Below are 12942 nucleotides of genomic sequence, written 5' to 3'. Positions count from 1 at the left end.
ACATGGATACCATCATTGGAACTATCATTAGGAAGTATAGGTAACCAACAAGCGTCTGAGCACTCCTAACATCCTCAGCGAATACCGCTATCAATAATGCCAACACAAGAGATGAAACCATACTTAGAAACAACGTTAAACCTGTAAGTAGAAGTCCAATGGGAGTCATAGTCAAACCAATATCGCTGAGTGACAAGTTAATCGTTGGAAAACCAAAGGAGGTTACAGAGGTATAATAGTATGTGTATGCAAACATGAAGGATATTGAACCTAAAACTGCAAGCATCACTGAACTCATAAGCTTAGCTAACAAAATTGTAAATCTACTGACTGGAAGTGTCAATAGGGTTTCAAGCGTCTTATACTCCTTCTCCAAAGCTATGGAAGTGGATGCAAACTGCATGGCAGTAATGAAGATTATCATTATGGTTATGGGGACAAATATTGATTGAGACATAACAACACTGAAAACAATTTGGGGCGAAACGTTAATAACTTTACCCTTCACAACAGAATACTCAACCCTACTAATTGGTTTAAGAAAGACTTCTGGGTCAATATTTGGAGCCACCTCCCTTATACGTTCCCGAACAATTTCACTATTCAAAAATTCGATGATGCTTGAAGGCATACTGGAAGCGCCACTCTCAGAAATACTTAAACTCTTCATCACCGTATATAACTCCACAATGGCACGTCTACCAATAGAAACATTGTATCCAAATCCTCTTGGAATAACCATTACTGTGGAGAAATCTTTACTCAAAGCCAAATCAATGGCCTTTGAAACACTTAAATTACCAATCACCATCACCCTCCCACCAGATGAGGAGGTTAATGAACTAGTAACGATATTGGATAGTAGGCTATTATCATAATCCACTATGATCACATTTGGATTCAAAACAGCCTCTTTAGCTGAAGACATAACGAAATTCATAACTCCACTCATAACACCCATCAATAATACTGGTGCAATTATCATACCAATAAGTATCTTTGGATCTCTAAGCATCTCCTTAACTTCCTTCTTCAAAATCACCATCAAAATGCTATGCAAACCCAACCACCTTCGAGAAAACCTCCTCGAGATTATTTGCAGAAAACTTGTTTTTAAGCTCTGATGGTGTTCCTTCCAAAATTATTCTACCTTCATGTATCAATGCAACCCTATCACATAAGTATTCAACTTCAAGCATATTGTGACTTGATATTATCATGGTTACATTATTCCTCTTAGCATAATCCTTAATCATCCTCCTAACATACTGTGAATGAATGACATCCAATCCAGCTGTAGGCTCATCTAGAATGGCAAGTTTTGGGTGAACCATCAAACTCCTAGCAACAAGGAGTCTTCTAAGCATACCCTTACTATAACTTCCAATTTTATCCTTCAACCTACCATTCAAACCACATATCAACTCAGCTTCTTCAATAAGCGCCTTAACTTCAGCCTTATCCTTAACATAAAGTGAAGCCATAAACTCCAAATACTCATATCCAGTCAAATACTTATATGCACCAGCCTCCTCAGGAAGATAACTTATAATCCTCCTAACCTTATCAGCATCACTAACAACATCCATCCCAAAAACCTTAACAACACCAGATGATGGGAGGAGTAGTGTTGCAATAATCCTGAGAGTTGTAGTCTTCCCAGCACCATTAGGACCTATCAAACCATAAATCTCACCAGAATTAACATTAAAGCTTACATCCTTCAATGCATGAAAGCTACCATAAAACTTATTTAAACGCTTAACCTCAACAGCCAAGCTCAAAATTACACACCAAACTAATGTAAGAGGGTGCAGAAATAAGCATTACGCAACTAAAAGGGTTAAATTAATCTGCCAATAAATTATTGGGATGATGATTATGGAGGACTTGATACGCGACCTAAACGCCATAATAATGAATAATGAGGTAAAGGGGGTTGTGGAATCAAGGAAGAGGGAATTCATGGAAAACAGATTTGGAGATGAAAGAGTATGGCTTACTGAACTAACATACTGCATACTCGTGGCAAATACCAGTGCAAAATCAGGGTTAAAATGCATTAAAGCATTAACTGAGAGTGGAAAGCTATTCGATGGCTCCATAAAGGATATTGAAGAAATTTTGAAAATTAATGGATACAGATATCCGAGGAAGAGAGCTGAATACATAATTGAAGCCAGATTGAGGATAAAAGAGATTAAAGAAGTTGTTGAAAGAACGATAGATCCCAATGGGAGGAGAAATTGGCTTAGAAGGAATGTTAAAGGATTAGGAATGAAGGAATCAAGCCACTTCCTAAGAAACATGGGATACTTCGATTACGCAATAATAGATAGACACATACTTAAAATTCTTTCAAAATATGGAATAGCAAAAATAGAACAAAGGAAACTAACGGTCAAAAGATATTTAGAGCTTGAGAAACTGATCAAGGAGCTTTCCATGAAATTAAATGTGGAACCAGGAATATTAGATTTATACCTATGGTACATGGATACTGGAGAAGTGTTGAAGTAACGCTATAAATAAGTGTTACGTAAACATTTTAAGTTTAACCACTGAATATAGTAGGATTGAATCAACCAACCTAAACAATTCTGAGAGGAATAAGTTATGGCGAAATATTTAGGTAGATATGATGATTTAAAGCTAAGATTAATGGTAATTGAAAGGCTTAGATTATTGAAGGATAAGTATTCATACAAGCAACTATCAAATTTAACAGGAATACCGGAATCAGTTTTATGTAGGTACGTTAAGGGGTCAGTGCTACCTGGAGGGGAAACAGCCCTCGAACTATGGAGAAAACTTGAAAGTGTGGAGAGTTTAAGTTCAATTATAAGGAGCAAAATAGAGTATACGCCAGATGGTCTACTAAACCTAACAAAAATAGTGTATAATCCATACATAATAAAGCTGGCTTCACAATATGCTGTAATGAAATTCTCTTCAAAGAAGATTAAAAAGGTGATTACCGCAGCCATAAATGGGATACCACTAGCCACCGAGATAGCTGTAAACATGGAAAAGGAGCTTATAGTTGCAAAGGATGCAAAGGAAGTTGGAATAAAGGAGTTTGTGGAAGCATCATATCATCCAGGGGGGTCTTCGGAAATGAAAACACTATACATACCGAAGGGGTGCATAAAGCATGGAGACGAAGTTTTAATAGTGGATGATCTAATAAGGACTGGAAGAACATTAAATGCAATAGTGAAGCTCGTTGAAAAGAATAAAGGTAGAGTAGAGGGGGTTTTCGCATTGGTGGTTGTGGGGGATAAATGGAAAGAGCATGTGAAAATCGATTGTCCAGTGGAAGTGGGTTTAAAGATAGAAGAGGAAGAATTGGCAAAGAGAAGAGGGTAATTTGTTAGAAGCTGGATATAAAACCACTAACACAATCCTTAATAGACTGTATTAATGGATGCTTAAACTTTAAGTTCTCCCCAAGAGAACCAAGCCTCAAAATCCTAAAGTAGACTGGGGGATGCGGATTCCACCTCAACCAGCTCCTAAGCCTATAAGCCTTATAACGCTCAGTAAAAGCGGAGGGGAAAGCTATCTTAATCAATGCATTCACAAGATGATCACCTGAACCAAGTAGCATATATGAATCTAAATCAGCTCTAGCCTCAAAGAATTTAGCTATAAAGAATAGCATGGTTAAGGCGAATAGGAAGTATATTAAATCCAATGGGAAGATGACTATGGAAAGTAGTATGTAGACTCTAGATACATACTCCAAATTGCTCAATACAAATAATGCCAATGGATCTCTACGTATACAATGACTCAACTCATGCCCTAAAACAGCTTCAATCTCATCATCATTCAACCTGTAAAGCAACCCAGAAGTTATTATGAACAATGCATTACTAACACTGGGACCTGAAACACCAGCATTAGCAATTATGGTATTTGATAACACAATTTTTGGGGGTTTAATATTGAGTTTACCACAAACATCCACAACCAACTTATATAGTGATACATGCTTAACCCTAATATTTTCCACAGGGCAATCAAGGTTGAAGCTTTTCAAAACATTTGAAACAATTTCAGGTGTAGGAGTAACCCCCCTCCCAAAAGTTTCACGATATATTTGCTCCTTAACCTTTATAACTTCATTCCACCTCTTAGAAGTTATTTCACGGAAAACATTTAGAGGATAATGGCAACTTACAATGTAAATTTCCCCATGAGCTTCATCGATAGGCCAATCACCCAAACTTGAAAGTATCTTTGGGGATAATAGGAACAAGATCAGTTGGAATGAAACTATACCCAGTGGGGCATAATATCCCATTAATAGGAAGAAGAAGACTCCAACTAAGAGGGATATTGCAAACATCATAGCCAAACTACCAGTGAAAATTCCATACAAAATCCTCTTAAATGGGCTCATCAACTTAATTGGCACAACAGGTAAACCTGGAACGAAAACTAAAATTAAATTTCCCTCCCTAACCATGGAGTAAAACTCATTGGTGAAGTAATTTACATTTAAAGCAATGTTTAAAATATATTCGTATGGTAGTGAAGGATCGTAGGATAATGTGAGTTCTGGATTGAAATCTCCAGTTAGAGTTGCTTCAACAATAGATTCACCATACTTAATGCTGAATAAGAGCTTATTACCATCAATTCTAATGGAATTTAAAGTGTACTTATACCACTCCCTCACCCTACCCTCAATGAAAGATAAGTACTCTGAAATCTTACCCAATGGAATCTCAAATCCAATTTCAAACCTCTTAATCAAAGCATGTCCAAAAACAAAGTATTCAGCAATGGAAATAAATATTTAATCCATAAACATAAATGGGTTCTGGAGGTTAAAATGAAGTTTAAAGTGGATTTAAATTGTGATTTGGGGGAGAGTTTTGGGAGATACAAGTTAGGATCCGATGAAGAAATAATGCCATACATAACATCAGCAAACATAGCATGTGGATTCCATGCTGGAGATCCAAACATTATGAGGAAAACTGTTAAGATGGCATTAAAGTATAATGTGGAGATAGGCGCCCATCCAGGATTACCAGACCTAATGGGATTTGGAAGAAGATGGATTGAAGTGGAAGTGGAGGATGTGGTAAACTACATGCTATACCAAATGGGTGCATTGGAAGCATTTGCAAAAGCAGAGAATGCAAAGATAATCCATGTAAAAGCTCATGGAGCACTATACAATAAAGCTGCAGTGGACGAATCAATAGCAGAAGCAATAGCTGAAGCCATAGAGAGATATAATCCAGAACTAATATTGGTTGGACTTGCAAAATCCAAAATGATTGAAGTGGCAAGGAAACATAAATTGAAGTATGCCATTGAAGCATTCGCTGATAGAGCATATATGGATGATGGATCACTAGCCCCAAGAAGCATGAAAGGGTCTGTTATAACGGATATCAATGAAATAATTGAGAGAGCCATAAATATGATCAAATATGGAAAGGTTAAAACAATAACTGGAAAGGAATTTGAAATAGGGGAGATAACGACAATATGCATACATGGAGACACACCAGGAGCTGTCAAAATAGCATCAAACTTAAAGGAGAAGCTTCTAGAGAACAACATTGAAGTAACCCAAATGATAAACATAGTACAGAAATGAAGATAATAGTGCTAGATGAAGTTGATTCAACACAAAATATAGCTAGAAAATTGCTTGAAGAAGAATTTGGGGATTTCATAGTAGTAGCTAAAAGGCAAACTGCAGGATACGGTAGGAAGGGGAGTGTATGGATATCACCTGAAGATGGATTATGGTTTACAATGGTCATAAGAAATGTGAAAACAAACCTCTCCACACTCCCAATGATAATAGCAGTTTCAACAGCAAAAGCCATAGAGAAAAATGCTAAAATAAACATCAAACTCAAATGGCCCAACGACCTATACATTGGGGGGAAGAAGGTTGGTGGAATACTATGCGAAACAATATTGTCTGGAGAGGAGGTAAAGGCAGTATTAGTGGGGATAGGGTTAAATGTAAACATAAATGAGATCCCTGAAGAGATTAAAGGTAAAGCCACATCAATAAAGATAGAGACGGGGAAAGAACATAATTTAATGGAACTACTTAAAGTGATTGTAGAAGAAGTTTATGAAGATCTGAAGAAGCCAATTAATGAAATAATGGAGGAATGGCTTAAAAGAGATATATTGGTGGGGAGGAATGTTGAATTGAAGGTTAATGGTGGGAGGATGAAGGCTTATGTATCAAAAATAAATGAGGATGGTTCAATAACAATAAGGCATGATTCATTGGAAGCTAAAATATATTATTGGCAGATTGATGGAATAGAAATATTAAATTAAAATCGTGATATTAGAGGGGAAGGATTAAATTATGAATATACCCACCGGCTTTAAAACATTAACGAAGGTTGATGAAGCATTAAAGTTGATAGATGAAAGAGTAACCCATAAAGTGGAGGGTTATGAAGAAGTTGAAATTTCAGAGGCTATGAATAGGATATGCTATGAAGATGTAATATCACCAGTAAATGTACCACCCTTCAATAGAGCTGCAATGGATGGATATGCTGTGAAAGCTGAAGACACAACATCAGCTTCAATAAAGAACCCCATAATCCTAAAAGTTATTGGATGCATAGATGTTGGTGGAGCTGCGGGAATCGAGCTGAAACCTGGATGCGCCATAGAAATATCCACAGGAGCCCCCATGCCGAAGGGTGCAGATGCAGTCATCCCATATGAGGAAACTAGGAGAATCAATGAATACATCGAAGTATATTCACAGGTGCATCCATGGAAGAACGTATCATTAATGGGGGAAGACATAAAGATTGGAGACATTATATTGAAGAGGGGGACGATAATAAGGCCATGGGATATTGCAGTATTAGCATCAGTAAACATTTTGAAAGTTAAAGTTTTAAGGAAGCCAGTAGTGGGTGTACTTTCAACAGGATCTGAGGTTATAGAACCTGGTGAAAGTATTGGGGAGGGTAAAATATGGAATAGCACCAAGACTATGCTTAAAGCACTAATACTGGAAGATTATGGGATACCATTAGATCTCGGCGTGGTGGAAGATGATGAAAACAAGATATGTGAAAAGATCATGAATGCACTAACTAAATGCGACGTGATAATAACCACTGGGGGGACATCCATAGGTAGAAGTGATAAGACAGTAAATGCAGTGAAAAGGGTTGGTGGGGAAATAATATTCCATGGAGTATCCATGAGACCTGGAAAACCCACTGCCATGGCAATAGTTAAAGGGAAACCAATAGTTATGTTATCAGGATTCCCAGTAGCGGCATTAACGGGATATCAAAACTTCGTTAGAAGAGTTTTGGAAAGGATATGTGGTATAAAGTTCCCACCACAACCAAGAATTAAAGCTAAAATTGATAGGAGAATTGCCTCCCAACTTGGGTCTAGAGAATATTTGAGGGTTAAGGTTTTGAGGAGGGGGGATGAATATATAGCAATACCACTAAGACTTACAGGTTCAGGTTTACTATCATCAATAACACAAGCCAATGGAATCGTGGTTATACCAGAAAATGTGGAGGGATATGAAGAGGGGGATATTGTGGAAGTAACCTTGTTAAGGGGGGTTGATGAATATTAGGAAGATATTCCACAAGTTGCTATCCATAGAGGAAGCACTTAAAATCGTAGAGGACAATATAACCTTAAAACCATTGGGCTTTGAAGAAGTTAATTTAACTGAAGCATATGGGAGAGTATTGGCTGAAGACGTAATTGCAAACATCGATCTACCACCATTCGATAGGGCAACCATGGATGGATATGCCGTGAAAGCTGAGGAAACTTATGGTGCTTATGAAGATAATCCAGTGAAATTTAGGGTTATAGGTAAAATTGAACCTGGAGAAGAACCGAAAATTGAATTGAATAGTGGTGAAGCCGTAGAAGTATCCACTGGAGCACCAATACCAATAGGTGCAAACGCTGTGGTAATGGTTGAATATACACGTAGAATTGGGGACTATGTATTCGTATATAAACCTGTAGGTGTTGGAGAGAATATTGCTCAAGCAGGCTCAGATTTAATGCTTGGAGAAACCATAATGAGAGCTGGAGAAATAATTGGTGTGAGGGAGATTGGGGTTTTAGCAGCCCTCGGAAGAATTAAAGTTAAAGTTTATAGGAAGCCAAAGGTGGCAATAATATCCACTGGAAATGAATTAACAAAACCGGGGACAATGCTTTCTCCATACAAGATCTACGACGTAAATACGTATAGCATATCCAGCTCAGTAATAGAAGATGGCGGAATACCAATAATCATTGGAGTAGTGGAAGATGATGAAAATGAAATAAAGAGTAGGATTATGGAAGCTATGAGGGAATCAGACTTAATACTAATTTCTGGGGGGACATCGGCTGGAATTGGAGATTTAGTGTATAGAGTCTTGGATGGAATGGGTAGTCCAGGGATACTGGTTCACGGGTTAAAGACAAAACCTGGGAAACCAACCGTTATAGCCATAGTAAATGGAAAACTCATCATAGGTTTACCAGGATGGCCTGTCTCAGCATTAATGATATACAATTTAATAGTGAAACCCATAATTGCTAAACTAACTGGGAGGGGGAAGCCGGAGGAATGGGAGGTTAAAGTGAAAATTGCAAGGAGAGTTAAATGTGAGAGGGGGAGAGCAAACCTAATACCAATAAGCATAATAACAAACGATGAAGGCAGATACATTGGATATCCATTAATAGAGCATAGTGGAGCCATAGCCACATTGAAGAGGGCTGATGGATACATAGTTACAAAGGATACAACGGAATATGTGGAGGAGGGGGAGGAATACAATGCAAAACTATTCTCAAAGGAAATTAAAATTCCAGATGCAACTATAATTGGAAGCCACTGCCCAGCACTAGAAGAAATAGTTAAAAATCTTGAGGGAAAGGGGTATAGGATTAAGCTAATACCATCAGGATCCACAGACGGCTTAATAGCAGTAATGAATGGTGAAGCAGACATGGCTGGAATACACATATTGGATGATAAAACCATGAAGTACAACACCCCAATATTGGAAGAAATGAAGGTGAAGAATGCAGTACTGGTTAGGGGGTATAGGAGATTACAAGGATTGATGGTGGCTAAAGGCAACCCCAAAAGAGTAAATGGAGTGGAAGATTTACTTAGAGGGGATGTGAGAATGATAAATAGGAATAGGGGTTCAGGGACAAGGATACTCCTAGACTATCTATTAAACACAATTGCGGAGAAGAGGATGGAACCCTTCGAAGATATTAAGAGGAGGATAAGAGGGTATAATGTTGAAGCTAAAACACACTCCTCAGTGGCAATAGCCATAAAATATTCAAGAGCAGATGTAGGTATGGGAATAAAAACAGTTGCAATACAATACGACTTAGACTTCATACCATTAAAAGATGAAGAATACGATTTCATAATAAGTAAGAGGAGTTTAGGTAAAAGGGTTATAAAGGAATTCATAAACATATTGAAGAGTGAAGAATTTAAGAGTTTATTAAAATCAATGGGTATGGAAGCTCAGGAGAATATTGGCGAAGTAATCTGGGAGGGATGATTTGAAATGAGGATTATAGCCATAACGGATGTTCATGGAAGGTTAAACCAAGCATTAAAGATGGCTGAAAATGTTAAGAGGGAGGGGGTAAAAGCAATACTCTTAGCTGGAGACCTTTCAAGATATAAATCCATTGAAGAAGCATATGAAATCCTAAGAGCATTAACCAGCGTTGAAGTAAAGGTATTCTATGTACCTGGAAACATGGATGACCCAAAAATATGTGAAGAGGTGAATGTTGAAAATGCTATTTGCATACATGAAAGGACTGTGGAATTTGAGGGATACGTAATTGCAGGTATGGGGGGAGCCTTAAAAGGCCCATTCAACACACCATTCGAATTAAGCGAAGAACAAATCCTTAAAATATTGAAGAATTTGATGGATAAAATTGAAAGTGAAAAGAGAGCTATACTAGTAACACATAATCCACCATACAACACTAAAGTTGATGAATTAGGTTTTGGAGAGCATGTGGGTAGTAGGAGTTTGAGGATGATCATTGAGAAATATAAACCAATACTGAATGTATGTGGACATATACATGAAGCTAGAGGTATGGATAATGTTTATGGGACAATAGTGGTGAATCCAGGACCATTAATGTATGGCTACTATTCAATAATCGACATTGGGGAAGAGGTTAAAGTAAACTTGATGAAAATGCCCTAAAAGACTTCATGTGAGAATAGGTCTGCATAGCTTTCCCTCCTCCTAACCAATTTAACCTCCCCATCACAATACATGACAATTGCAGGTCTAGGTCTACTATTATAATTGCTTGACATGGAAAATCCATATGCACCAACATTCATGATAGCCAATAAATCCCCCTGCCTAACCCTATTAAGTTTAACATCAAATCCGAATACATCGGAACTCTCACATATAGGTCCACCAACATTGTAAACTTCAACATCCTCATTGGATGATAAATTGTATATTGGATGGTGAGCACCATACAGTGCTGGTCTAATTAGATCATTCATGCCAGCATCCACCAAAACCCATTTGACACCATAATTATCCTTAACATAATTAACCCTAGTTAGGAGTATGCCAGCATTTCCAACTATGAATCTTCCAGGCTCAATTATCAGTAGTGGTTGTGATGTGAAAATCTCCTTAGAAGCATTCTTCAACCTCTCAATAACCTTACAATAATCATTCAATGGGAATGTTGGGTCTTCAATTGAGTATGGTACTCCGAATCCTCCACCTAAATCTATAATCTCCAATTCCAATCCAAGACTTCTCTTAAGCTCAGCACAAAATGATAATATTTTATCCACAGCTATACTGTATGGTTGAATGTCAGTTATCTGGGAACCTATATGCACATGTATACCAGCAACATGAACATGGCTTAATTTCAAAGCCAAATTGTAAGCTTTAAATGCATTCTCAACACTTAAACCAAACTTATGAATCCTAGCACCAGTACTAATATGACTGTGAGTCTTTGTGGGTATATCAAAATTAACCCTAACACCCACAGAAACCTTAATGTTAAAGTCTCCTGCAAACTTATCTATCCAATACAATTCATCCATATTCTCAATATTTATGAGCAACACACCTTCAAAAACCGCATAGGATAGTTCACCTGGAGATTTGGATACACCATCAAACACAACCCTATCCATTGGGACCCCAGCAAGCTTAGCAGCATAAAGCTCACCCCCAGATACAACTTCAGCTCCAGCTCCAAGGGAATTTAAAAGTTTCAGTAAAGCTATACAAGTGTTCGCTTTATATGCGTAGCATATTAGAAATTTATCGTAAACTCCACTTATAGCATTCCTCAAAATCTCATAATTATGCTTAACAACATCACCATCAATGAAATACAATGGCGTACCATACTTCTCAGCCAGATAGTTTAAATCAACCCCTCTACCTTTCAGCTTTCCAATATAGTCTAAGAATATATCGCTTTTAACATTCATTTAGCAGTTACCTCACAAGAGTTGAAGCTAAATATATCATTGAGCGTAAAGCTTTAAAGCACTTCAAATAATCATCTGAAATATATTCAACGGTTAATGCATCTACCCTCCTCACATCCGGAATCATGGTTGCCAATTCAGCCATAGCTGAATTCATGAATGTTAAATTGAGCTTTATGGGTGGATTGAATGTGAATGGGGAGAATGAATCAATATTCTCCAGTGCACGCTTAGCAGTAGACTTTATCAACTCACGCGCCTCAGAGGGGTGAAGGCAGAGTGCAGAATACCTTCCCAAAGCCTCCTTAACCTTAACTGTGAATACATTTCCAAGAAGCTTTTTAGCTTCATCAGTAACTGCAGAATCTCCAGTAACTAGAACCACTGGAACCTTATAATATCCAGCTATACCAGCATTAATTCCAACTTCACCAACACTTAAACCATTAATTGAAACATCACGAACCACAGAACCAGATATCGTATGATCTATAATAGCATTTATACTACCGAACTTGGCATGATAACCTATGAAGAATACTGCATCAAAAGTTTCATCTATGCCAGCCATCATCGATAAGATCTTTGGGGAACCAGTTATCAATTTAGCTTTTGGATGCAATTCTTCAATTATTATATTTCTCATGGAGCCATGGGAATCATTAACCACGATCTCCTCAGCTCCACCTTGAATAGCACCCTCCACAGCAGCATTAACCTCCATGGTCATCAATCTACATGCACGTTCATAATCCCTACCACCAGGATTTGTCTGATCACTATGTACAACTCCACATACCCCTTCAAGATCTGCGGAAATAAATACCTTAAATCCCATAAACACTTCACAAATAAATTTATAGTAAATGATACCTTTAAAAGAGTAATTGTTTGAAGGTAAACAAAAGGTTCCTTACATAAGTTTTTCAAGTCAGTAACTAATCCAGCACATTATTATAAATGAACCAAGTGAATAGAAAGTTTGGAGTAGAATAAAGTTAAATAAAAGGGTTTGTATGTAGTGCTTACCATTCAAATAGTTCGACGTTGGCTCTTGGAACTATGACTCTTCTACCGTCTTGTAGCTCTATTTCAACAACTCTCACTGGAGATTCTGTTTCAACTAGTTGTAGTTCGATTGGTAGGTTTACTACTTTAGCTAGTTCTCCAAAGTATGGGGCTCTAATAACTCTAACTTTAGTTCCAGGTTGCATGCCTCCAACGTAGATTTCGGATTCTAATGGTAGTGATAGGGGGTCAACGTCATCTCTTGGGATGACTATTTCAGGTCTAATTACGCCTGCTCTGATTTGTGTTGCACCATCGAAGCATGCAAGTTTACCTTCATTAGCTTTAAATAGGTTGAATGTTCTTGAAGCCATTGGAATTCTGCCAAACCCTTCAGTTAT

The 12942-nt window shown here is 37.6% G+C and carries 12 protein-coding genes and 1 pseudogene; 7 read left to right on the top strand and 6 right to left on the bottom strand.

Annotation, left to right across the window (positions count from 1 at the left end; all coding sequences use genetic code 11):
* On the bottom strand, window positions 1–1036 hold a 1036-nt coding region (locus MRT15_RS06200), incomplete at its 3' end, for an ABC transporter permease (RefSeq protein ID WP_304328929.1).
* Window positions 1037–1052: 16 nt separating this feature from the next.
* Window positions 1053–1784 carry an ABC transporter ATP-binding protein gene (locus tag MRT15_RS06195; protein WP_304328928.1) on the bottom strand — a complete coding sequence of 244 codons (732 nt, stop codon included), beginning with the start codon at window positions 1782–1784 and terminating at the stop codon, window positions 1053–1055.
* Between the two features lie 97 nt (window positions 1785–1881).
* On the opposite strand from MRT15_RS06195, the gene MRT15_RS06190 reads away from it, so the two are divergent.
* Both MRT15_RS06190 and MRT15_RS06185 read left to right on the top strand, forming a co-directional pair.
* Complete coding sequence (locus tag MRT15_RS06190; RefSeq protein WP_304328926.1) at window positions 1882–2520, top strand: N-glycosylase/DNA lyase; 639 nt, start codon at window positions 1882–1884, stop codon at window positions 2518–2520.
* 96 nt (window positions 2521–2616) lie between these two features.
* Entirely contained in the window at window positions 2617–3369 is a 753-nt protein-coding gene (locus MRT15_RS06185; protein WP_304328924.1) for a phosphoribosyltransferase family protein, read from the top strand.
* A 4-nt stretch (window positions 3370–3373) separates the two neighbouring features.
* On the opposite strand, the gene MRT15_RS06180 is transcribed toward MRT15_RS06185, so the two are convergent.
* Complete coding sequence (locus MRT15_RS06180; RefSeq protein WP_304328923.1) at window positions 3374–4765, bottom strand: M48 family metallopeptidase; 1392 nt, start codon at window positions 4763–4765, stop codon at window positions 3374–3376.
* A 78-nt stretch (window positions 4766–4843) separates the two neighbouring features.
* On the opposite strand from MRT15_RS06180, the gene MRT15_RS06175 reads away from it, so the two are divergent.
* Genes MRT15_RS06175 through MRT15_RS06155 form a run of 5 tightly spaced genes read left to right on the top strand, consistent with a single transcriptional unit; the run spans window position 4844 to window position 10256 of the window.
* Window positions 4844–5623: a 5-oxoprolinase subunit PxpA gene (locus tag MRT15_RS06175; RefSeq protein WP_304328922.1), complete on the top strand. Its 780-nt coding sequence runs from the start codon at window positions 4844–4846 to the stop codon at window positions 5621–5623.
* Window positions 5620–6330 (top strand): biotin--[acetyl-CoA-carboxylase] ligase, encoded by a 711-nt coding sequence (locus MRT15_RS06170; protein WP_304328921.1) that lies wholly within the window; start codon window positions 5620–5622, stop codon window positions 6328–6330. Before MRT15_RS06175 ends, MRT15_RS06170 begins: the two co-directional genes overlap by 4 nt.
* A gap of 31 nt (window positions 6331–6361) precedes the next feature.
* Window positions 6362–7618, top strand: coding sequence for a gephyrin-like molybdotransferase Glp (gene glp / locus MRT15_RS06165; protein ID WP_304328919.1), 1257 nt, complete (start codon window positions 6362–6364; stop codon window positions 7616–7618).
* On the top strand, window positions 7608–9584 hold the full coding sequence (locus MRT15_RS06160) for a molybdopterin biosynthesis protein (RefSeq protein WP_304328918.1): 1977 nt from the start codon (window positions 7608–7610) through the stop codon (window positions 9582–9584). The genes glp and MRT15_RS06160 overlap by 11 nt, the downstream gene beginning before the upstream one ends.
* 6 nt (window positions 9585–9590) lie before the next feature.
* Window positions 9591–10256 (top strand): metallophosphoesterase, encoded by a 666-nt coding sequence (locus tag MRT15_RS06155; RefSeq protein ID WP_304328916.1) that lies wholly within the window; start codon window positions 9591–9593, stop codon window positions 10254–10256.
* Here the strand turns inward: MRT15_RS06155 and lysA are convergent.
* The 3 genes and pseudogenes from lysA to MRT15_RS06140 all read right to left on the bottom strand — a co-directional run.
* Window positions 10253–11533, bottom strand: coding sequence for a diaminopimelate decarboxylase (gene lysA / locus MRT15_RS06150; RefSeq protein WP_304328914.1), 1281 nt, complete (start codon window positions 11531–11533; stop codon window positions 10253–10255). The genes MRT15_RS06155 and lysA overlap by 4 nt on opposite strands.
* A gap of 7 nt (window positions 11534–11540) precedes the next feature.
* A complete protein-coding gene (locus MRT15_RS06145; protein ID WP_304328912.1) occupies window positions 11541–12371 on the bottom strand; it encodes a M55 family metallopeptidase in 831 nt (276 codons plus the stop codon).
* 187 nt (window positions 12372–12558) lie between these two features.
* Window positions 12559–12942 (bottom strand): annotated as a pseudogene (locus tag MRT15_RS06140) (hypothetical protein); the annotation flags it as partial.

The sequence above is a fragment of the Candidatus Culexarchaeum yellowstonense genome (assembly GCF_024707025.1).
Lineage (GTDB): Archaea > Thermoproteota > Methanomethylicia > Culexarchaeales > Culexarchaeaceae > Culexarchaeum.
Note: the sequence above shows the minus strand (reverse complement) of the source record. Positions and strands in the feature narration are given on the sequence as shown.

Excerpts from the sequence above, each read along its gene's own strand:
- MRT15_RS06190 (WP_304328926.1), top strand. The coding sequence starts at position 1,882 with ATGGAGGACTTGATACGCGACCTAAACGCCATAATAATGAATAATGAG.
- MRT15_RS06185 (WP_304328924.1), top strand. The coding sequence starts at position 2,617 with ATGGCGAAATATTTAGGTAGATATGATGATTTAAAGCTAAGATTAATG.
- MRT15_RS06175 (WP_304328922.1), top strand. The coding sequence starts at position 4,844 with ATGAAGTTTAAAGTGGATTTAAATTGTGATTTGGGGGAGAGTTTTGGG.
- MRT15_RS06170 (WP_304328921.1), top strand. The coding sequence starts at position 5,620 with ATGAAGATAATAGTGCTAGATGAAGTTGATTCAACACAAAATATAGCT.
- glp (WP_304328919.1), top strand. The coding sequence starts at position 6,362 with ATGAATATACCCACCGGCTTTAAAACATTAACGAAGGTTGATGAAGCA.
- MRT15_RS06160 (WP_304328918.1), top strand. The coding sequence starts at position 7,608 with ATGAATATTAGGAAGATATTCCACAAGTTGCTATCCATAGAGGAAGCA.
- MRT15_RS06155 (WP_304328916.1), top strand. The coding sequence starts at position 9,591 with ATGAGGATTATAGCCATAACGGATGTTCATGGAAGGTTAAACCAAGCA.
- lysA (WP_304328914.1), bottom strand. The coding sequence starts at position 11,533 with ATGAATGTTAAAAGCGATATATTCTTAGACTATATTGGAAAGCTGAAA.
- MRT15_RS06145 (WP_304328912.1), bottom strand. The coding sequence starts at position 12,371 with ATGGGATTTAAGGTATTTATTTCCGCAGATCTTGAAGGGGTATGTGGA.